We start from the raw sequence: 20,816 nt of genomic DNA on the forward strand, positions 1-20,816 counted from the left end.
AGCAGAGCGGAGACAAACCTTGAACCCACACACTCATATTCATTCGCTGCCCCCAGCGGGGGCGCATGCCTCCTTTCAGGCGGCTCGGCAGGAGGCATAACATGGCATTGGTAGACATTCAGGTTCCGGATATTGGCGATTTTGATGAGGTCACGGTCATCGAGTTGCTGGTCAAGCCGGGCGACACCATCAAGGCAGACCAGTCGCTGCTGACGGTCGAGTCGGACAAGGCGTCGATGGAAATCCCGTCCTCACAGGCGGGCGTCGTCAGGGAGATCAAGGTAAAACTCGGTGACAAGGTCAAGCAAGGATCTCTCGTACTTGTGCTTGAAAGCACAAGCGCGAGCTCCTTGCCAGGAGCAGTGGGCTCTCCCTCTCCCCAACCCTCCCCCCAGGGGGAGGGCGCAAAACCAGCTCAGGCAGCCCCGGCACCTGCTTCCGCCGCCGCAGCCGCTCCAGCTCCGGCCGCTCCCGCGGCCATAGCACCCGCGCCCGCAGCAGCACCCGCCGCAAAGTCAGGCCCGATCGAAGTACGCATCCCCGACATTGGTGATTTCAAGGACGTCACCGTCATTGAAGTGCTGGTCAAGCCCGGCGATACCATCAAGGCCGAGCAGTCCCTGGTGACCGTCGAGTCCGACAAGGCCTCGATGGAGATTCCTTCCTCGTCGGCCGGCGTGCTCAAAGAGCTCAAGGTCAAGATGGGCGACAAGGTCAACATCGGTGACCTGCTGGCCATACTTGAAGGCACTTCAGCCGCAGCACCTGCTGCCGCAGCGCCATTGGCTGCAACGGCAACAGCTCCCGCGCCGGCACCTGCCGCGCAGGCTGCACCTGCTCCCACGCCGGCCCAGGCATCTGCACCGGCTGCCTCACTGCCTGCGCACGAACCCACGGCCGCGCCCACCGGCAGCCTGCCGCATGCATCACCCTCTGTGCGCAAGTTCGCGCGTGAGCTCGGTGTGCCACTGTCAGAGGTCAAAGGTGCGGGCCCCAAAGGCCGCATCACGGTTGAAGACGTTCAGGCCTTTACCAAGTCCGTCATGGACGGCAGCACCCGCACCCAGGCGCAGGCCGCAAAAGCACCTGCATCCACAGGCGGTGGCGGCGCAGGTCTCGATTTGCTGCCATGGCCCAAGGTCGACTTCACCAAGTTCGGTCCGGTCGAGCGCAAGGATATGTCGCGCATCAAGAAGATCAGCGGCGCCAACCTGCACCGCAACTGGGTGATGATTCCGCACGTCGTCAACCACGACGATGCCGACATCACCGAGCTCGAAAACTTCCGCGTGCTGATGAACAAGGAGAATGAGAAAGCCGGCATCAAGATCACCATGCTGGCCTTCCTCATCAAGGCCTCGGTTGCTGCGCTGAAGAAGTTCCCAGAGTTCAATGCCTCGCTCGACGGCGACCAGCTGGTGCTCAAGCAGTACTACAACGTTGCTTTTGCCGCAGACACCCCGAACGGCCTCGTTGTGCCCGTCATCAAGGACGCCGACAAGAAGGGCATTGTGCAGATCTCGCAGGAGATGGGCGAACTCGCCAAGAAAGCGCGCGATGGCAAATTGAGCCCTGGCGACATGCAGGGTGCCTGCTTCACCATCTCTTCGCTGGGCGGCATTGGTGGGCGTTATTTCTCGCCCATCATCAATGCACCTGAAGTCGCCATCCTCGGCGTCTGCAAGAGCCAGATGGAGCCGGTGTGGGACGGCAAGGCTTTCCAGCCGCGCCTGATGCTGCCGATGTCGCTGAGCTGGGACCATCGCGTGATCGACGGTGCCTCTGCCGCGCGCTTCAATGCCTACCTCGGACAAATCCTCGGAGATTTCCGCCGGGTACTGCTGTAAATATGGCCCCCACGCTTTTCACTTCGTGTAATGCGCGAGGCCTTGCAGGCCGCGGTTCGCGAGACGCTTCACCTCTGTCGCCCCTCCAAACCTGCGCAGGCAGGTTTGGAGCCGCGGGCTCCAGCCCCTCGGGGGCTGTGCTTGCTTGGGGCGGCCCTGCGCTGCGCACTGCACCATGACAACGCTGGTAGTCGTAAAAAAAGCAGGGCAGGTCGCCATTGCAGCGGACACGCTGGTGACCTTTGGGGACACCAGCCTGGGCCACCGGTTTGAAGCCAACAGCAAGATATTCAAGGTCGACACGCCCGCTGGCATCAGCTATGTGGGCATGGCTGGCACCGTCGCGCATTTCCCGGCGCTGCGCAAGGCCATGGCTGCGTTGCCGAAAGATCAGCTCAAGCTGGGTTCGCGCGATGAAGTCTTCGACACCTTCATCAAGCTGCACCCGCTGCTCAAGGACACCTTCTTCCTGCAGACCAAGGAAGACGACAACGACCCCTATGAGTCCAGCCAGTTCACGACGGTGATTGCCAATGCCAGCGGCATTTTTGGCCTCTACAGCTACCGCGAAGTCTTTGAGTTCAAGGAGTTCTGGGGCATAGGCTCTGGACGCAGCTTCGCGCTGGGTGCCATGCATGCCGCCTGGGACAAATCAAAAACCGCACGCGAGGTCGCCATCGCCGGCATGAACGCCGGCTGCGAGTTCGATAAAAATTCCGCCGGGCCGGTGGAAGTGTTCACCCTCAAATTGAAAGCCTCCAAATGAGCGCATCCCTTATCGACATCAAGGTGCCTGACATCGGCGACTTCGACGAAGTGACCGTCATCGAATTGCTGGTCAAGCCCGGCGACAGCATCAAGGCCGACCAGAGCCTGATCACCGTGGAAAGCGACAAGGCTTCCATGGAGATTCCCTCGTCCTCCGCCGGCGTGGTGAAAGAGATCAAGGTCAAGCTCGGCGACAAGGTCAAGCAAGGATCGGTCGTTCTGTCGATTGAGGCATCTGGCGCAGCTGCTGCGGCAGCGCCCGCAGCACCAGCTTCTGCACCCGCAGCAGCCAAACCTGCATCTGCACCGGCTCCGGCCGCAGCTCCCGCACCTGCTGCTGCTCCAACGGCCTCAAGCTTTGCCGGTACAGCCGATCTCGAATGCGATGTGCTCGTCCTGGGCGCAGGCCCGGGCGGCTATTCGGCTGCGTTCCGCGCAGCCGACCTCGGCCTCAAGGTCGTGCTGGTGGAGCGTTACGCCACCCTGGGCGGCGTCTGCCTCAACGTCGGTTGCATTCCGTCCAAGGCGCTGCTGCATGTGGCTGCCGTGATGGACGAGGTCAAGCATTTCGAAAGCCTGGGCGTGAGCTTTGCAGAGCCGGTTGTCGACATCAACAAGCTGCGCACCCATAAAGAAAAAGTCGTCGGCAAACTCACTGGCGGACTGACCGCCATGGCCAAGATGCGCAAGGTCACCGTCGTGCGCGGCCTCGGTCAGTTCGTCGGCTCGCATCACCTGCAGGTTGAGGAAACCTCAGGCACTGCACAGGAGAAGTCGGGCAAGAAGCAGACCATCGCCTTCAAGAACTGCATCATCGCCGCTGGTTCGCAGGCCGTGCGCCTGCCTTTCATGCCGGATGATCCACGCGTGGTCGATTCCACCGGCGCGCTCGCGCTGAAGGAAGTCCCCAAGCGCATGCTGATCCTGGGCGGCGGCATCATCGGGCTTGAAATGGGCACCGTGTATTCCACCCTGGGTGCGCGGCTCGATGTGGTTGAAATGATGGACGGCCTCATGCAGGGCGCCGACCGCGACCTGGTCAAAATCTGGCAAAAGATGAATGCGCCGCGTTTTGACAACATCATGCTGAAGACCAAAACCGTGGGTGCCAAGGCGACTGCGGCCGGTATTGAAGTGACGTTTGAAGCGGCAGAGGCTGGCGGTACCGCGCCTGCACCGCAAACCTATGACCTCGTGCTGCAGGCGGTGGGCCGTACACCTAACGGAAAAAAGCTCGCCGCAGACAAGGCCGGCATCACGGTCAGCGACCGCGGTTTCATTCCGGTCGATATCCAGATGCGTACCAACGTGCCGCACATCTTTGCCATCGGCGACATCGTCGGCCAGCCCATGCTGGCGCACAAGGCCGTGCACGAAGCGCATGTGGCCGCTGAAGTGATTGCCGGTGAACTGCAAGGCAACAAGGAGCTCGCCAGTGCCGCCTTCAATGCACGTGTGATTCCAAGCGTCGCCTACACCGACCCTGAAGTGGCATGGGTGGGCCTCACAGAAGACCAGGCCAGGGCACAGGGCATCAAGGTCAAAAAGGGCCTGTTCCCATGGACGGCATCCGGCCGCGCAATCGCCAATGGCCGCGACGAAGGTTTCACCAAGCTGCTGTTCGACGACAGCGAAGAAGCCCATGGCCACGGCAAGATTCTGGGCGGCGGCATTGTCGGCACCCACGCCGGCGACATGATTGGCGAGATCGCGCTGGCGATCGAGATGGGTGCTGACGCCGTTGACATTGGCAAGACCATTCACCCGCATCCGACGCTGGGCGAGAGCATTGGCATGGCGGCGGAAGTGGCGCATGGCTCATGTACGGATCTGCCGCCTGCGCGCAAATAGCCAATTGCTACAAACTCAGTAAAAAGCCTGAACCTTCACCGGTTCGGGTTTTTTGCAATCGGTCTCGCTGAGGTGTTGAAAATGTCAGCCGCCCCCAATTGAGCGAATGTGGTGTTCTATGGCGTGCGTCAAGTCTGGCGCGTGCGTTGCCACCATGAAATGGTTCGCACCTTCCAGTGTCATGAATCGCGCCTGAGGCAGGTGGTCCACAAGCAGCTGGTTGCACCGCTGCATGGCCATATGGCTCAGCCCGCCGCACACCACAAGTGTGGGTACTTTCAGGGTGTCAAGGTCTGCGGGTTTGATGGAGTCTGCATAGCCGGTTTTCCAGTCAAGGATATTGGTTGGCGTGTAGCCGACCAGCTTTTCCTGCAACGCAGGGGGATAGGCATCAAAAGTTCCGGCCTCGCCATAAAAATCGATGACGTGACGTACCGCCTTCTGATTGCCACTTTCCCACTCAGTCATGTAACGGCCTGTCATGGTGTGGACTTCCTGGTTCAGGGCAGATTCGCCGCCCAGACCCAGCAGATTGAAAGCCGTCGGCTCCAGCAGTGTCATGCTCAATAATTTCGGATTGCGACGTGTGGCAAATGCCAAAGCGACCCAGGCACCAAATGAGTGAGCCACCAGGTGCACAGGAGTACCGGCTGTTTCCAGAACAGCTTCGAGAACGTCCATCTCATCCTCAATGTGGGTGCCTCCAGGTCTGCGGCGTTCCTGGGTTTTTCCATAGCCAGACAAACTGGTGGTGACGGTGCGATAACGTTCAGACAGGGGCGTACTGATATTGCGCCATGAAGATCCGGTGGAGAACGAGCCCGGCACAAAAACGATGGCCTGTCCATGACCGGTTTCCTGATATTCCACCGTAGCCTGGGGATGTGCGGTCATGATGCCAGTTCCTTTTCAAAGGGTGCAGGGCGGGTGAATCAGCCGGACGCGCGCCGTATCCAGGGCCTGAATCAAGGTACGCTGATTGCGGTCCACATTGAAGCTGTGCCCGGCGGCAAGAATCACATCGCGCATTTCACCATCCAGCGTAACCCAGACAGAGCCTTCAAGGCATTCAATGGTGATTCCCAACGCCTGTTTGATCTCCAGAATCCTGTTCGTGGCCAGTTCCTGAATGCCGGGGCGTGTGCCGGTGTCCTGTCCGCTCTGACATATGCCGCTGAAGGCGTTCGTGCGTAACCACCTGCCGATAGAACGGCTGTCGTGAATGGCGCTGTTGATGGCTGTCTGTATGGCTGCATGTATGGCGATGTTCATGACCTTCTCCGCTGGTGTTGCTGATGGAGAAAGTATGGTTTTCACAGCCCGGCCGCGCCAGTGTGCGTACTACGGTAAGTGTTCATCCTGACTACGGCAGTGCTTACCGTAGCCGACGGCCGGAGCCCGGGTCAGCCCTGTAACGTCAGCCGTCAAGCAGGCTGAGAGCCCCTGCGCGATGCACGGCCTCGGCCCGGGTCGAGCAGCCCAGTGCCTTCATGGCGCCTGACATATGCATCTCTACGGTGCGAGGGCTCAGATTGAGGGCTTTGGCCACTTCCTTGTCTGTACGTCCGTGGGCCACGGCGCGCAGGACTTCGGTTTGTCTCAGGGTGAGTTGGGGTGAAGGGCCGGTCCTGCCCAGAAAGGTGCCGAGTTCAGCCTCAAAAACCTGCATGGCTGGTTCGGTGGACAGAAGGATGTGGCCCTGAGCCTCCAGCGCCACAAAGCGGGCACCGGGGATCAGCGACGCCATCTTGCGCCCCTGTTCAAAACCGATCATTTCATCTTTTCGGCAATGAAAAACCAGTGTGGGCACGTTCACTTGCGCGCAGAGATCCCTCACGTTGATGGAGAAATTTTTTCGCAGGTACGCCGTCGCCATCTCTGCCGTCATGGACAACTGCATGCGTTCTTCCATTTCACGCTGCTGCTCAGGGGTTGCGTTGCCGAGCAACTGGGCTACGAACAGTTTGCGAAAGATTGACCTGGGGCTGTTCCAGCCTACTTCGGCGCTTTTTATAACCAGCTCAGCCTCATCAATGGCTTTTTGACTGACGTTTGGCGTGCTGAAAACAGACGTTGCAAAGCCGCTGAGCAGAATCAGGTGAGACACCTGGTCCGGATGGCGCACGGCATAGGCGACTGAAATCGCTGCGCCCATGGACATGCCCAGCAACGCAAACTTCTTCACCCCCCTGGACGCTACGACGGCTTCCAGGTCATTGACCGCGTCTTCAAAGGTCAGCGAAGGCACCTTGCGATCCGAAAGACCGCAGCCTCGCGAGTCGTAACGCACGAAGGAAAAGCCCCGGCTGAGCGCACGTATGTAAGCCTGAGGCTCTTCATGACGGGCATCACAATCAAGGTGGCTAAGCCAGGTTCCGGCCCGAACCACGGGGAAGCCGGTGCCCGTAGATGTGCTTGCTATCTTCACGCCGTCTGCACTTGTGCAAAAGCGTATGTCTTGTTGCAGTGTCATTTGGAACCCGCGGGCTTCGGAATGGTCAGTTTACTTGAGCCGGGGTTGGAATGGCATGTACGGGTATGCTGTGCACGCTGCCACGAAAGCCCATCGGTCGCTGCCGGTTGACGCGCCCCTCGCGCAGGCCGGCCGTATCACCCCTTACCTCATTAAAAGGATACTGAAGTGGATGTCATTCTTCTGGATTTGCCCGGCGTCGCCGGAGAGTGCCTGTTGACGGGGTATGAGGACAGGATCGAATGCCTGTCATACAGCCATGCGGTTGCAATGCAGATGACCGGCGATGTCTCCAGCAAGGAGCGTACATCCGGCAGGCCAAACGTGCAGGACTTCACCCTCTCGAAATACATGGACGGGTCCTCGCCCGTGCTCAACCAGTACTGCTGTGAGGGCCGGCAGATCGGCGACGGTACGGTCACGGTTGGGCGCAACGAGTCCGGCACGTTCATGCCCTTGATCGTCTATACGCTCAAGGACGTGATGATCTCCAGTGTCAGTGCAGCGTCCTCTGGCGGCGACAAGCCTGCAGAGACGATCACGCTCAACTTCACGGCTATCCAGTGGAATTACACAGCGCAGAAAGCGGATTCGGCGCTGGCAGGTGCGGCCGTCGGCAAGTGGGACATGAAGACCAACAGCCCGGCCTGAGCGCTTGATCCGCCTCCTGCACGCAATAGGTGGCTTCTGTGGCGTCAGGGCGTGGCCGGGGCACCAAACGTGACAGTGAAGGGTGGATTTTGCTATTTAAATGATAGCTGCTCACGTGCGTGTTTATTGGCCCGAGGGCCGATTTGATGCCTGAAAACAGGTCTTTTCAGGCATTTTGGCGAGCTTTTTTGACCTTGAAGAGCTTCAGGAAGGGCCTTGTTGATAATTTTTAATGTATACGTCAAATTTTTGCCGTATGCATTAAATCCGGCGATTCAGGTACTTCTGGCTCAGGGCCTGACCCCCGGTGCCTCCATCACCATGCCGGTGGCACGCGCAGCCAGGTAGACCTCCAGTTCGACCAGTTCACTCGAACCATAAGCAAACAGTTCTGCGCGCACGCCACTCATGCAGTTGCGCAGGCGGCGCTGAAGCGAGCCCATGGTTTGCCATTCAAGCCTGTACACGGGGTAGCCGTTGGGATGGGCCTGCGGAATGATGCTGCTGCCCAGCCGCCCGCCGGCGTTGCTGTCGTGGCACTGCGCGCATGAGAGATTGAGCTGGCCCATTCGCTGCATGAAGCGCTGCTCGCCCAGTTGCCTGAAGGGCTCCAGCCGTTTGTCTGCAGCTGGTGTCATGGGCAGACCGCGTGACTGCAGGGCAATGTAGCTCTCGAGGCTGAGCAGGTCTTGCGACTCAAAGCGCAGCGGGTCGGCCTGCTGGTGTTTCTGGCGGCAGATGTTGATGCGCTGGCTGAGCGTGACGGGCCGTTTGAGCACTTCGTCGAACGCCGGGTAGCGCGCCGCCACACCCTTCATGGAGCTGGATGCCGCCGCGTGGCAGGTGACGCAAGCCTTGCCACTCAGGCCCGCCGCTTTTTGCCACAGCGCCTCGCCGTCCTTCACCCACAGCATGCCGGGGTTGAGCGCATCGTCTTTCTGCATGGCCTGCGTTGAGGCGCCCATGAATTCGGAGCCCTGGCGGCGGGTGTCTGCAGGTTGGGCGAAGGCCGGGTTTGCCAGCGCCAGCAAAAGGAGGGCAAACCGGATCATCGTATTGGCGTCTGTTTCGGAAAGTCTGTCATTGCGGGCTTGACCCGCAATCCATGCACCCGCATTGGAATGCACGCGCCGCCGGGGATGGATCCCCCCGGGTCGTGGCCCGGGGCAGGCTCCTCAAGTCCGGGATGACAGCCGGGGAGGGGCGAAGACATGTGGGATGACAGGCGGGCCGCGTGCTCATGCCGTGACGGTGATGGCCACAGTCTCGGTTTGCGTGAAGCCGTTGTCGCCTTCCCAGTTCAGCACAAAGTTGCCGCTTTCCGTGGCCGTGGTGTAGAAGGCGATGTAGGGGTTGGCCGAAATGGCGGAGAACAGTTCGGCGCTGAAAACCTGCTCGCCGTTGTACTTGCAGGTGAAGGCCTGGATGATGTTGCGCGGCAGGGTCTTGCCGTTGTCGTCGGGGCGAAAGCCGGTTTCCATGGGGTGACCTATGGTGGCGCGAATCTCTATGATCTCGCCGCGCTTTGCGGTTGCCGGGATGTTGATGAGGGTGCGTGCCATGTCAATTCCCGAAGAATGCGCGCAGCGAAGGGCCGCCCCGAGCAAGCAACGGCCCCCCCGGGGGGCAGAGAACTACACGCAGTGAGTGAACGTGGGGGCTCATTTATGCTTCCCCTTCTATACATGCGACGACCGTCACGATCACGTCTACCGAATGAGACCAGTAACTGCCATCGCTCATCTGCGCCACCGCGACCAGCTTCTGCGTGGCAGCCAGCCGCATGCGGGTCGTCACGCTGGCCTTGCCGGCACGCGGGCCGAGTACAAACCTGGCGACGTCGCGCTGCGGATTTTTCTCGTTGAAGATGGCAATGCTTTTGACATGGTCTGCAGCCGTCATGGGGCTGGCCACGGTCACAGTGATGGGGACGACGTTGCCGTTGTCCACCAGCTCGGCGATGTCGATGTGGACCCTGCCTGCCTTGATGGGCGCGCGCGATGTGTAGTTGGCAATCGCAACTTCCAGGTCGCCTGCAGCCGCCAGGGCAGGGCGCAGCACCACACTGGCGCCCAGTGCGGCGGCACCGGCCAGTACATAGCGGCGAGTGTGATTTGAAGCTTTGCTGTTCATGTCAATTCTTCAGCGTCCGTAAAAAAGCCAGCACGTCTTCTATCTGCTGTGCATTGAGTATGCTCTGCCCGCGAAATGCCGGGGCTACGCGATTGAAGCCGTCACTGCGAAGGTAGGCCGGCATGATGCTTTGCGGGTTCAGGCGCGTGGCGTCGACCAGCCGCAGGCGCAACTGGCCTTCAGACCAGCGAGAACCAGCACCCGACAGATCGGGTGCCAGGTTGCCCTGAAAGCGCTCTTCAGGAAAGGGGCCGGTGTGGCAGAGCAGGCAAAGCCCTACCTGCCGGTTGGCGACGATGGCACGCCCGCGCGCGGCGTCACCGAGCGAAGCTGTAAGGGGTACGGGGATGGTGTCACCGACGATGGCCGGTGAGATGTTTGCAGGCTGCGCCGTGGCTGTCATCAGCGGAAGCCAGAAGGCAACCGCAAAAACGGCCAGGCACAACCGCGGCCTCATGCCTTTTTGAGGCTGGTGTTTTTCAGCGGCAGGTCGCGTACGCGTTTGCCCGTTGCCGCAAAAATGGCATTGAGCACGGCCGGCGCCGCCACGGCAATGGTGGGCTCGCCCACACCGCCCCAGAAGCCGCCTGAAGCAACGATGACCGTTTCGACCTTGGGCATTTCGTCCATCTTCATGACCTGATAGGTGTTGAAGTTGGTCTGCTCTATCTTGCCGTCTTTCACCGTGCACTCACCATACAGCGCAGCCGACAGGCCGTATACAAACGAGCCTTCAACCTGCGCCTCGATCTGCTGCGGATTCACGGCGTAACCGCAGTCGGTCGCTGCCACGATGCGGTGGATCTTGAGCTTGCCCTCGGGGTTGACGGACACCTCGGCCACCGCAGCAACATAACTGCCGAAGCCCATGGTCTGCGCAATGCCCTGGAAGTGCCCCGCGGGCAATGGCTTGCCCCAGCCCGCGCGCTCGGCCGCAGCGTTGAGAACGGCCAGATGCTTGGGGTGGTTGGCCATCATCTTGCGGCGCAGGGCCAGCGGGTCCTGCTTTGTGGCGAGCGCGATTTCGTCCATGAAGGACTCGAGGTAGATCGCGTTCTGGTTCAGGTTCACGCCGCGCCAGAAGCCGGGCGGCACATGCGTGTTGCGCATGGCGTGGTCTACCAGCAGGTTGGGGAAGGTGTAGCCGATGGAGGCCTCCGGGCCGGGCGCGTTCAGGCCCTGGAAGACGGCAGGGTCCTTGCCGTTCACGACAGCCTGTGGAATGGCGCTGGCCAGGATGGACTGGCCAGAGATGCGCATGTGCAGTCCGGTGATGTTGCCCTGGTCATCAAGGCCCGCGGTCATCTTGCACTGGGTGACCGGGTGGTAACGGCCCTGGGTCATGTCTTCTTCACGCGTCCAGATCAGCTTGACGGGCGTGCCTGGCATCTGTTTGGCGATGCGCACAGCTTGCGTCACGTAATCGGTAAAACTGCGCCGGCCAAAACCGCCACCAAGGTGCATGCGGTACACATCGCACTGGGTCTGACGCAGTTCGGCCGCTTCAGAGCATGCCGCCAGAGCAGCCTCTGCGTTCTGGGTCGGCGCCCAGACTTCGCAGCGCTCGGGTGTCCATTTGGCCGTGGCATTCATGGGCTCCATGGGCGCATGGTTCTGGAAGGGGTAGGAATACACCGCCTCGATCTTGCGTGCGCTTGACGCGATGGCGGCGCGCGCATCACCGTTTGAATTGCCGACCGCGCCTTCAGGGGCGTCCAGCCCGGCTTTCAGAATGGCGGCGATGCTTTCGCTGGAGACTTTTTCGCTGGAGCCGTTGTCCCAGACGATGGGCATGGCATCAAGTGCACTTTTGGCACGCCACCAGGTGTCAGCCACCACGGCTACGGCGGTATCGCCGACGCGCACCACCTTCTTGATACCAGCACGCTTTTCAATGGCGGACGCATCAAAACTTTTGAGCTTGCCGCCGAAGACGGGGCATTCCTTGATCGCTGCGTTGAGCATGCCGGGAAGCACGACATCCATGCCGTAGACCTGCTTGCCCGTGACCTTGTCGGCGGTGTCCAGCCGCGCCAGGCGTTTGCCGGCCAGCTTCCAGTCCTTGACGTCCTTGACCTTGATGGTGGCCACGTCGGGCGGCGTCAGTTTGCCTGCCGCAACTGCCACTTTGCCGTAGGTCGTCTTGCGGCCGCTAGGCGTGTGGGTGATGACGCCATTGGTCACGGTGCAGTCGGCAGGGGAGGCCTTCCAGCCGTCGGCTGCAGCCTGCACCAGCATCATCTTTGCAGCTGCGCCGCCCTTGCGCATGTAGTCGTGCGACTGGCGCACGCCACGGCTGCCCACGGTACCGAAGTCGCCCCAGATGCGTTTGCGTGCCAGGCTCTGGCCCGGCGTCGGGTACTCGGTTTTGACTTTCGCCCAGTTGCAGTCGAGCTCTTCAGCTACCAGTTGCGCCAGGCCTGTCAGCGTGCCCTGGCCCATTTCAACGCGACCTATGCGGATGATGACGGTTTCATCAGGCTTGACGACGACCCAGGCATTGACCTCGGGTGGCATCGCGTCCTGGGCATTGGCAGAGCCTGCAAAAGGGATGTGAAGGGCGACGACCAGGCCTGCGCCTGCCGTGCTGCCGAGGAAACCGCGGCGCGAGACTTTGGGGGATGACAGAACGGCGCTCATGCGACGCTCCCGTCTGTGTGGGTGATGGCGAGCCCCGCACTCTTGGTACTGCCGCCTTGCGCCACCGACTTGATGGCGGCGCGAACCCGGTTGTAGCTGCCGCAGCGGCATATGTTGGTGATGCTCTGGTCAATCTGTTCGTCAGTGGGTTTCGGCGTGGTTTTCAGCAGCGCCGCGGCGGCCATGACCATGCCGCACTGGCAAAAGCCGCATTGCGGAACGTCCAGCGCTACCCAGGCTTTTTGTACCGGGTGCGAGCCATTGGGTGAGAGGCCTTCGATGGTGACGACCTTGTCCTTGGCGTCGACCGTTGATGCGGGGCGCACGCAACTGCGGGTGGGCACGCCGTTGATATGCACGGTGCAGGCACCGCATTGGGCGATGCCGCAGCCGTATTTTGTGCCGGTCAGGCCGAGTTGCTCACGTATCACCCACAGCAGTGGGGTGTCTTCTTCTGCTTCGTACTGGCGGACTTTTCCGTTGACATTCAGTTGTGCCATTGCTGGGCTCCTCTTGGGGAAATTTCAAAGTGGGGTATGCCGCCGAATATCGTAGTCGCCGCAGGTGACAAACGGAGGCGGATTAACCCTTGGCATCGAACCAGGTATCAGTTGGTTCAAGCGGGTATCAGGTTATTGCAGCAGGTATCACTCGGGATATGGTGATCGTCGATTCAGCTCACGCTGGCCATGGCGGCGAGCATGTGTGCCTGCCAGCGCTGTACTGAAAACTGCTTCCTCAAGAGTGCCTGCGCAGCGACGGCCATGGCCTGTCGCCTGTCCGCATCATTCAACAGCGACTGGCAGAGCGAAGGCAGTTCAGCCAGCGCGCCGGTAGCAAGGTGTTCACCCGGGGTGATGCCGTGCGGCGCCAGGCCATCGGAGGTTTGGCTCACGACCACGGTGCCTGCCGCCCAGGCCTCCAGTGTGCGGAACTGGTCGAAATAGGTGTGCTGCGGGTCGGCGTGAATGGTCAGCGCGATGCGGGCGTGCCGCAGGCGCTCTTCCCTGGCCTTGCCCCACAGGCCGGCCCAGACAAATTCGGCCTTCACGCCGCTGGCCCTGAAAAGCGCTTCGGCCTCTTCTCGAGGCGGCGAAGGGTGGCCGATGAACAGCACGTCGCTGGTTCGCGCCGATTCGGGCCCGGGCGCGCGTATGTGTATGTCTGCAATCAGATAGGGCAGCTGCGAGACCGCCAGCGATGGGTAGTGCAGGCGCAGGTAGTCTTCAATCGGCTGGTCCATCGCCAGCACGGCGTCGAGCCTTGGGGCGAAGGCATCGAAGAGCCCGGCCTTGTAGCCATGTACGGTGGCCTGCGGGTTGCGTGTCAGGGGGTCCAGCATCCAGAGGACGTTTTTGCCACGCGGCAGCCCGTGTTTGCCGAATCTTTCGAAAGCGTAGATGCCGACGACCAGCAGATTGATGTCTGCTGCACCCACGTCGGGCAGCACACCCTGCTTTTCGGTACCGAGGTCTACGTACTCGACCTCATGGCCGGCGGCCAGCAATACACCCATCCAGATCCGGCAAGCCTTGCCGAAGAGGTTGTCTATGTCTGTGTAGATGTGGATTTTCAAGATCAGTGCCGGGATGCCAAGGCTCCACTTTGTCAGGCGCTGACAAGCAGTGTCATAACAAGGCGGATATTTTTTGAAACAAAAAGAAACTGATGTATTTTTCTCAAGACGCCTTTGATGCTTAGTGATGCCGCCAGGAGATAAGCCATAAGTGTTTGTGTTTGCTCCAAATTAAGACCGAATAGTTCAATTAATTCACGTTATGGGGGGCAAATCCAAATTGATAGCCTGTCAGGAAATGTAATGCGTGCGATACCCCTCTTTCCATTTTTGAAACAGCTTCCATACTTTGGTTGCCACATGGGGTTTGACTAAATTATTTATAAGTGCTGGGGTTCTTCATAACTGTCAACCACGATTCGTAGGCGCTCATCGTCCACATTTGTTTTCAGGGCAGTCATGAAACATATCGGGTTGTGGTTGAAGTCGAAGGTCTTTTGCAGCCATTTGTGGCTCCTGCTGGCTTTGCATGCAGGCGTGCCTGCGGTGCGGGCCCAGACCGTCCCGCCCCCGTCTGTCGATCCGGGGCGCCTGCGCGAGCGAATCGATTTGCCGCCCGAAACCGGGCGCCCGCTCGAGCAGCGGGAGACGGATCTCCCCCAGGGGCGGGGGGTGCCGGAATCGATGAAGTCCATGCGGGTGACCCTGAAAACCATACGCATTGAAGGTGCAACTGCCTTGCCTGGCGACGTGCTGCAGGTGAAGGCGGACAGCTACATCGGGCGCGAGATTTCCGGTAGTGACATTCTTGAACTGGCATCTTTGCTGACCGCCATGTATCGCAATGCGGGGTACATCCTCTCAATGGTTGTCGTGCCGCCCCAGTCGCTGGAGTCCGGCCTGCTGACCCTGAACGTTGTCGAGGGCTATATCGTGCAGGTGACAGTTCGCGCGGATGAAGGTGTCAGTGAACACGTCAGGGCAAGCCTTGCAGAAGCTGGCGAGAAGATCAGGGCATCGCGCCCGCTCAATGCCGCTGTGCTTGAGCGCTATTTGCTGATCGCCAACGATTTTCCGGGAATCACGCTGCGCAGTGTGCTGGCACCGTCCCGGGAGCCCGGTGCGGCTGACCTCACCCTGGTCGCAGCGCTCAACAAGGCAGAGGGTTTTTTATCCTTGGACAAATACGGATCCAGGTATCTGGGGCCGGTACAGCTGACGTTGGGTGCGACGGCAAACCAGGTGCTGGGCGTCAATGACCAGTGGCGTTTTGTGGCTGCCGGCACCGGTAATTCCGAAATGGCTTATGCCCAGGTTTCGTATGGCCAGGTGCTCAATGCCGAAGGCCTCAGGCTGACGGCCTCCATTTCCAGCGCACGCACCCGGCCGGGCGATTCGCTCAAGGCGTTTGCCGTCCACGGAATCGCAGACACGCTCTCGCTGGGCCTGAGTTATCCGCTTCTGAGAACGCGCAACGAAAGCCTGCTTGCGCGTGCGGCCTATGAGCATTCTGATATTCATACGGACATCCTTGGCGCCCGCGTGGTTGAAGACCGCATCCGGGCCTTGCGGCTTGGCCTGAGCTGGCGTGTGCTGGACCGTCTGGATGGGCAGAACACACTGGAGCTTGATTTCAGCCAGGGCCTGGGTGGCACGCAGTCGTCGGACCTGCTCAAGAGCCGCGTGGGCGCTGACGGCGTTTTCAGCAAACTCACATTCGACTATGAGCGCTCGCAGCCGCTGGGTCCCCACAGCTCAATCGTCGCGGGTATAGGGGGGCAATGGTCCAACACGCCGCTGCTCTCGTCAGAGCAGTACGCGCTGGGCGGACGCCGCTTCGGGCGCGCCTATGAACCTGCCGAACTCACGGGTGAACGCGCGCTTGCATTGCGTGTAGAGCCACGTTACGTGGATGAGATCAACACTGCGGGCCTGCGTTCTTACCAGCTCTTCGGTTTTTATGACATCGGCAGGGTCTGGAAGCTCGGCACGCCCACACCCGGATTGCCAGCCAGCCCGAGCCTTGCATCGGCGGGGTTTGGGGTACGGCTGTTCTTTGTGAAAAACATGTTTGCCGTGATTGAAGCTGCCTGGCCGCTTACCAGGGCGCTGGCCGGCAACCCTGCCGGTGGCAAGGCAGCACGCCTGCTGGCTTCAGTGGTGCTGAGGTTCTGAACCGTCAGCCCGGTGTGCAACGGAATTTGAGAGGTGCCCCATGCATAACGACTCCTGTCTGGCTGTAAAACATGGACGAATTTATGGATGTGTTCACGCACACGCTGGTGGACCTGTACGTCAGCAACACGCGCCATGGCGCAATCGGCTTTTCATGCTCAAAGCCTTGCCTGCAGCAGCAGCGCTGGTGTTCGCGCCGCCGGGGTGGTCCATTGATGGCGCGGCGGGACTGCCGCAAAACGGCACTGTGTTTTCCGGTGCTGCCAGTGGGTCGGTGTCGGGAAACCAGCTGACCATCAATCAGTCCACCGACCGCGCCGTGATTGACTGGGGATCGTTCAGCATTGATCTGGGAAAGGCTGTGCAGTTTGTCCAGCCCAATGCCGCTGCCGCGGTGCTTAATCGTGTGGCAGCCGGGCTGAATGCTTCCGCGATCATGGGTAGCTTGTCTGCCAACGGCACCGTGATGCTGATGAACCCGAACGGCGTGATGTTCGGCGCCAATTCCGTGGTGAACGTGGCCTCGCTCATTGCCACGACGGGCAATATCGATGTCAACCACTTCATCAATACTGGCGGCGCACGGATCACAGGCGCTACCGGCAGTATCAACAACAAGGGCACGTTGACAGCCCAGGGGGCGGGTCTGGTGGCGCTGGTCGCGCCTTCGGTGACCAACCAGGGCAGTATCGTTGCAACGGGAGGAACCATCTCGCTTGCCGGGTCGACCGCTGCCACCGTGTCGCTCAATGCGGGCCTCTATGAGTTTGTCGTTCCGGCCGGCGCATCGGGCGTGGCCGTGGGCAATGAGGCGGGTGGCAGCCTCAACGGCGCGACCATACTGCTGGGAGTGGGGGACGCCGCGGATCTGCTGTCCGGTGTGATCAACCTGGAGGGTGTGCAGCAGGCCAGCAATGCCATCAGGGTGAATGCCCATTCGGTCCAATTGAAGTCGGCGTTGCAGGCACCTGCCGTGACCGGCAGTTCCGCAACCATCAATGTCTCGGGTGCAGGGCGTATCCAGGACGGTGTGAACATCGTCAAATCAGGTGGATCGGTCAACGTCGCCGCTGGTACTTATGTTCAGCCTGCCACGCTGAAAATTGACAGGAGCCTGACGCTGAGCGGCGCGGGGCAGGGCGCCACCATCATCGACGCGCAGGGCGTGACCAACTACGGCATTCAGGTTACCGGCGACAACGTCACGCTGAAGGATTTCACGCTGTATGGCCCGAGTGCCGACGTCGCCTCTTCCTACGGGATCAAGGTGGCGCCGTCTGGCGGCACCCCGGCACGACTGCACGATTTTTCGATCAGCAATGTGACGATTCGCGGCTCAGGCCGGGCGGAGCTCGACCTCAACGGCGTGGTCGGCGCGCTGATCGACCATGTGACGGCCGATGGCGCGCCCGTGGGCAATGCCGCAGGCAGCACCGCCGGCGCCGGCATACAGATCACGGACAGCGCAAATGTCACGATCAGCAACTCCACCACGCGCAACAACACGTGGGGGGGGCTGGCGCTGTATCAGGCCAACCGTTCCCACGACCAGCAGGTCAACAACATCACGGTGACGGGCAACAATACCTTCAACGAATTCAACCCGGTCTACCTGCAGGATGAGTCGGCCACCCGCGATTTCGGCACGCTCAGTATTGCCGGCTTTGACCATGCGGTGCGCAACGGTTCATCGACCAACAGCAATTTCCAGTACACATGGCTGCAGGCGTCCCGCCAGAGTGCGTTTGACTTTGCGGTCAACCTGGGGTCTTCGGCATCGAGTTATATCCAGGGCTGGAACGGCGCGCAGACAACGCAGAACTTCCGGGTCGGCACAGGGCACCTGCTGGCTGGCGGTGACCAGGCCATGGCTATAGGCGCTGCCGTTGGCGCGGCAGGCGCGGGCGCTTCCGTTGATGTGTATGCGGGGACTTACGCAGAGCAACTGGTGCTCAACAAGACCGGGCTCACACTGACCGGGCATGAAGGGGCCAAACTGCTTGTGCCGGATGCTGCAGAAGTCAACGGGATCGCCGTCGCTGCCAACAACGTAACCGTCACGGGCATGGAGATCGCCGGGCCGGTGACCCAGTCTTACCTCACCTATGCATGGGGCAACAACCGCAGCCGGGGCATTGCTGTGGGTAACGGCATCACCGGATTCACACTCAGCAACAACAACATACATGATGTGCGCAACGGCATCCTGATCGATGGCCGCAATACCGGCAGCGTGACGGGTAACCGCATCGAAAACACCAAGAGCGCCATATCCGTGCAATACACCGACGGCACTGGCATCGCCATGTCGGGGAATACCCAGGGCCCCATCGGCAACGAGTGGGGGTTGAACCTGCACCTGAACGGGCACATGGCTGGATCTAACCCTGACCCTGTCTCGAACAGCACGCCCATAGCCGCTGCGCCCACATTGGCATGGCAGCAGGCCTTGCTGGCGCTGTCGTCTGCCAACAGTGGCTGGGGAGTACAGGATCAGGGCTATACGTCGTCAAACCGCACGCAGGCCAATGTGGCCACGACAGGGGCGGGTAACAACCAGGGCAGCCTGCTGACGCCGCTGGACACCATACAAGGCGGTATCGATGCCGTGGTAACGGGCGGTGTAGTGCGCGTGGCCGGCGGCACCTACATCCAGCCAGCCACCCTGACGATCAACAAAAGCCTGACGCTCTCGGGGGCCGGGCAGGATGCTACCGTCATCGACGCTCGCGCCATCCTCAACAACTATGGCATCAAGGTGAGTGCTGACAATGTCTCGCTGAAAGGGTTCACGCTCTATGGCCCTTCAGCCAATGTCGCGGCATCCTACGGTATCAAGGTGGCGCCGGTGGGCGACGCGTCGGCAAGACTGCACAACTTCTCCATCAGCAATGTCACCAGCCGGGGCGCCGGGCGGGCCGAACTGGATCTCAATGGCGTGGATGGTGCCGTCATAGACCACGTAATAGCCAACGGCGCGCCAGTCGGCAATGACGCGGGCAGTACCGCGGGTGCTGGCATACAGATCACGGACAGCGCAAATGTCACGATCAGCAACTCGACCACGCGCAACAACATTTGGGGCGGCCTGGCGCTATACCAGTCCAACCGCTACTACAACCAGCAGACCGGCAACATCACGGTGGCGGCAAACAACCAGTTCACCGAACTGAACCCCGTCTTCATGCAGGATGAGTCGGTCAGCCAGAATTTCGGCGCATTCAATATTTCCGGTTTTGACTTTGCAGTGCGCAATTCCGCCCTGACCGACAACAACGACCAGTACACGTGGCTGCAGGCTTCCCGACAGCAGGCCATTGATTACGCCGTCAACCTGAACAGCGCTGGGTCAAGTTATGTGCAGGGCTGGAACGGGGCGTTACCCACGCAGGATTTCCAGGTTGGTGTGGGTAGCCTGGCCGGTGGCGGCACGCGTGCCCTGCTTGTTGCCGCTGCGCTTGACCATGCGGGTGCCGGTGCCAGCATTCGCATCGCCGCGGGCACTTATGCGGAGAATGTGGTGGTCAACAATCCCTATAACCTTTACTTCAACGGCTCCACCGTTCACGGCCTGACGCTCAATGCAGGTGCCGCCGGCAGTGGGCTTGCCGGCGCTGTTACAGCAGATACCGCTTCAGGCATCTTGCTGAACGCCCCCATCCGCCTTCTGGGTGACACCACGCTGGCGACCCTGGGTGCCGACATCACGCTCAACGGGGATATCCAGAACGTCGGCGCCACGGCTTACGGGCTTCGCCTGATCGCCGGCACGGGCGGCACCCGGGGTAATGTCCATATGGTGACCGGTGGCACGGCCGCCAATGCGCTGGGCAGCTTTGAAGTCTCGTCCAACCAGTTCAGCCTGCTTGATACCCTGTGGGTCAAGGGCTACAAAATCGATGCCCTGGGCAGCGTGGCACTGAGCAACCACACCTTGCGCGGGCAGGATTCCTCTGCGGCCAACACCCTGAATGCGGGCGGCGACATCACCGGCGCGACCGTCAGCCAGGGCAGCGTGGTCATCACCAGCAGCGGCAACATTGCCGCCAATGTCACGGCAAGCGATGTTGCCATCAGCGCCGGCGGTGACATCTCGGGCACCACCAACAGCCTGGGCGCCGTGCAGATGACCAGTGGTGGGGACATATCCGGCAGCGTTTCGGGCAGTACGGTAGTGGTGCAGGCACAGGGCGACCTGAACCTCGCCGTGGTGGCATCCAGCTCGGCATCCCTGGCGGGTGATACGGTTGTGGTCAATGTTGTTGCGCCTGTCGTTGCTGTGGCGGCGGTGGGTGATGCGCAGGTGTCAGGCTCGTCGTCGCAGATGACCGTCAATGCACCCAGCGGCAGTGTCAGGGGCAGCTTCGGTCAGGTGACCAACTCGGGAGGTGGCCTCGTCAATGTCAATGGCAAACCCCAGGGCAACGCGCAACTCTCGTCGAATTCCGACAACAGCCGCGTCATGCCCGCCGGCAATGCGCTGGCAGATAACGCAGGGGGTGACGAAATTCAGGGTGTTCAGCTGGCACAGGCTGGCGTCCTGATGTCGCAATCCGATGGCGGCGGCATCATCCTGATGTCGCCCGGCGCTGCGGGCGAGGCCTTGAGCAACGGACAGTCTGTGGAGCTTGATCTGTCGCCGCGCAATTCACCGGCCGAATCGTCGTCTGGCAAGTCTTCAGGCGAAAAGGAGTCCGACCGGGAGTAGGTCGCATCGCAGCGACGCAGTCAGGCAGTGGGGGCGAAGATGTCGAGGCGCTTG

General features: G+C 60.8%; 16 protein-coding genes. 6 read left to right on the forward strand and 10 right to left on the reverse strand.

The window, feature by feature from the left end:
* Positions 1-101: 101 nt before the first annotated feature.
* The 3 genes from aceF to lpdA all read left to right on the forward strand — a co-directional run bounded on the left by aceF (position 102) and on the right by lpdA (position 4,466).
* Positions 102-1,847 carry a dihydrolipoyllysine-residue acetyltransferase gene (gene aceF, locus HYX42_RS01350; RefSeq protein ID WP_293398802.1) on the forward strand — a complete coding sequence of 582 codons (1,746 nt, stop codon included), beginning with the start codon at positions 102-104 and terminating at the stop codon, positions 1,845-1,847.
* A 175-nt stretch (positions 1,848-2,022) separates the two neighbouring features.
* Positions 2,023-2,613, forward strand: a complete 591-nt coding sequence (locus tag HYX42_RS01355; protein WP_293398803.1) for an MFS transporter — start codon at positions 2,023-2,025, stop codon at positions 2,611-2,613.
* Positions 2,610-4,466, forward strand: coding sequence for a dihydrolipoyl dehydrogenase (gene lpdA, locus HYX42_RS01360; protein WP_293398804.1), 1,857 nt, complete (start codon positions 2,610-2,612; stop codon positions 4,464-4,466). The genes HYX42_RS01355 and lpdA overlap by 4 nt, the downstream gene beginning before the upstream one ends.
* Positions 4,467-4,550: 84 nt before the next feature.
* Here lpdA and HYX42_RS01365 read toward each other — a convergent pair whose 3' ends face one another.
* The 3 genes from HYX42_RS01365 to HYX42_RS01375 form a co-directional block, all read right to left on the reverse strand.
* Positions 4,551-5,360, reverse strand: a complete 810-nt coding sequence (locus HYX42_RS01365) for an alpha/beta hydrolase (protein ID WP_293398805.1) — start codon at positions 5,358-5,360, stop codon at positions 4,551-4,553.
* A gap of 15 nt (positions 5,361-5,375) precedes the next feature.
* Entirely contained in the window at positions 5,376-5,738 is a 363-nt protein-coding gene (locus HYX42_RS01370) for a DUF2917 domain-containing protein (RefSeq protein WP_293398806.1), read from the reverse strand.
* A gap of 145 nt (positions 5,739-5,883) precedes the next feature.
* Positions 5,884-6,939 carry an alpha/beta fold hydrolase gene (locus HYX42_RS01375; RefSeq protein WP_293398807.1) on the reverse strand — a complete coding sequence of 352 codons (1,056 nt, stop codon included), beginning with the start codon at positions 6,937-6,939 and terminating at the stop codon, positions 5,884-5,886.
* Positions 6,940-7,107: 168 nt separating this feature from the next.
* Here HYX42_RS01375 and HYX42_RS01380 point away from each other — a divergent pair, with 168 nt between their 5' ends.
* Positions 7,108-7,590 (forward strand): type VI secretion system tube protein Hcp, encoded by a 483-nt coding sequence (locus tag HYX42_RS01380; RefSeq protein ID WP_293398808.1) that lies wholly within the window; start codon positions 7,108-7,110, stop codon positions 7,588-7,590.
* Between the two features lie 290 nt (positions 7,591-7,880).
* On the opposite strand, the gene soxA is transcribed toward HYX42_RS01380, so the two are convergent.
* The 7 genes from soxA to HYX42_RS01415 all read right to left on the reverse strand — a co-directional run bounded on the left by soxA (position 7,881) and on the right by HYX42_RS01415 (position 13,939).
* Positions 7,881-8,642, reverse strand: coding sequence for a sulfur oxidation c-type cytochrome SoxA (soxA, locus tag HYX42_RS01385; protein ID WP_293398809.1), 762 nt, complete (start codon positions 8,640-8,642; stop codon positions 7,881-7,883).
* Between the two features lie 186 nt (positions 8,643-8,828).
* Complete coding sequence (gene soxZ, locus HYX42_RS01390; protein ID WP_293398810.1) at positions 8,829-9,152, reverse strand: thiosulfate oxidation carrier complex protein SoxZ; 324 nt, start codon at positions 9,150-9,152, stop codon at positions 8,829-8,831.
* Positions 9,153-9,255: 103 nt separating this feature from the next.
* Positions 9,256-9,723, reverse strand: coding sequence for a SoxY-related AACIE arm protein (locus tag HYX42_RS01395; protein WP_293398811.1), 468 nt, complete (start codon positions 9,721-9,723; stop codon positions 9,256-9,258).
* 1 nt (position 9,724) lies between these two features.
* The gene (soxX, locus tag HYX42_RS01400) at positions 9,725-10,180 is read right to left on the reverse strand and encodes a sulfur oxidation c-type cytochrome SoxX (RefSeq protein WP_293398812.1); all 456 of its coding nucleotides are present in this window, start codon (positions 10,178-10,180) and stop codon (positions 9,725-9,727) included.
* Positions 10,177-12,363, reverse strand: a complete 2,187-nt coding sequence (locus tag HYX42_RS01405) for a molybdopterin cofactor-binding domain-containing protein (protein WP_293398813.1) — start codon at positions 12,361-12,363, stop codon at positions 10,177-10,179. Before HYX42_RS01405 ends, soxX begins: the two co-directional genes overlap by 4 nt.
* Positions 12,360-12,863: a (2Fe-2S)-binding protein gene (locus HYX42_RS01410; protein ID WP_293398814.1), complete on the reverse strand. Its 504-nt coding sequence runs from the start codon at positions 12,861-12,863 to the stop codon at positions 12,360-12,362. Before HYX42_RS01410 ends, HYX42_RS01405 begins: the two co-directional genes overlap by 4 nt.
* A 173-nt stretch (positions 12,864-13,036) precedes the next feature.
* Positions 13,037-13,939 (reverse strand): glycosyltransferase, encoded by a 903-nt coding sequence (locus HYX42_RS01415; RefSeq protein ID WP_293398815.1) that lies wholly within the window; start codon positions 13,937-13,939, stop codon positions 13,037-13,039.
* Positions 13,940-14,338: 399 nt separating this feature from the next.
* Between HYX42_RS01415 and HYX42_RS01420 the strand changes: the two genes are divergently transcribed.
* Entirely contained in the window at positions 14,339-16,054 is a 1,716-nt protein-coding gene (locus HYX42_RS01420) for a ShlB/FhaC/HecB family hemolysin secretion/activation protein (protein WP_293398816.1), read from the forward strand.
* Positions 16,055-16,208: 154 nt separating this feature from the next.
* On the forward strand, positions 16,209-20,762 hold the full coding sequence (locus HYX42_RS01425; RefSeq protein WP_293398817.1) for a filamentous hemagglutinin N-terminal domain-containing protein: 4,554 nt from the start codon (positions 16,209-16,211) through the stop codon (positions 20,760-20,762).
* Positions 20,763-20,816 lie beyond the last annotated feature (54 nt).

It is taken from the genome of Polaromonas sp., from assembly GCF_016185115.1.
Classification (GTDB): Bacteria; Pseudomonadota; Gammaproteobacteria; order Burkholderiales; family Burkholderiaceae_C; genus Polaromonas.

Coding starts and splice junctions, on each gene's coding strand:
- aceF (WP_293398802.1), top strand. CDS start 102: ATGGCATTGGTAGACATTCAGGTTCCGGATATTGGCGATTTTGATGAG.
- HYX42_RS01355 (WP_293398803.1), top strand. CDS start 2,023: ATGACAACGCTGGTAGTCGTAAAAAAAGCAGGGCAGGTCGCCATTGCA.
- lpdA (WP_293398804.1), top strand. CDS start 2,610: ATGAGCGCATCCCTTATCGACATCAAGGTGCCTGACATCGGCGACTTC.
- HYX42_RS01365 (WP_293398805.1), bottom strand. CDS start 5,360: ATGACCGCACATCCCCAGGCTACGGTGGAATATCAGGAAACCGGTCAT.
- HYX42_RS01370 (WP_293398806.1), bottom strand. CDS start 5,738: ATGAACATCGCCATACATGCAGCCATACAGACAGCCATCAACAGCGCC.
- HYX42_RS01375 (WP_293398807.1), bottom strand. CDS start 6,939: ATGACACTGCAACAAGACATACGCTTTTGCACAAGTGCAGACGGCGTG.
- soxA (WP_293398809.1), bottom strand. CDS start 8,642: ATGATCCGGTTTGCCCTCCTTTTGCTGGCGCTGGCAAACCCGGCCTTC.
- soxZ (WP_293398810.1), bottom strand. CDS start 9,152: ATGGCACGCACCCTCATCAACATCCCGGCAACCGCAAAGCGCGGCGAG.
- HYX42_RS01395 (WP_293398811.1), bottom strand. CDS start 9,723: ATGAACAGCAAAGCTTCAAATCACACTCGCCGCTATGTACTGGCCGGT.
- soxX (WP_293398812.1), bottom strand. CDS start 10,180: ATGAGGCCGCGGTTGTGCCTGGCCGTTTTTGCGGTTGCCTTCTGGCTT.
- HYX42_RS01405 (WP_293398813.1), bottom strand. CDS start 12,363: ATGAGCGCCGTTCTGTCATCCCCCAAAGTCTCGCGCCGCGGTTTCCTC.
- HYX42_RS01410 (WP_293398814.1), bottom strand. CDS start 12,863: ATGGCACAACTGAATGTCAACGGAAAAGTCCGCCAGTACGAAGCAGAA.
- HYX42_RS01420 (WP_293398816.1), top strand. CDS start 14,339: ATGAAACATATCGGGTTGTGGTTGAAGTCGAAGGTCTTTTGCAGCCAT.
- HYX42_RS01425 (WP_293398817.1), top strand. CDS start 16,209: ATGCTCAAAGCCTTGCCTGCAGCAGCAGCGCTGGTGTTCGCGCCGCCG.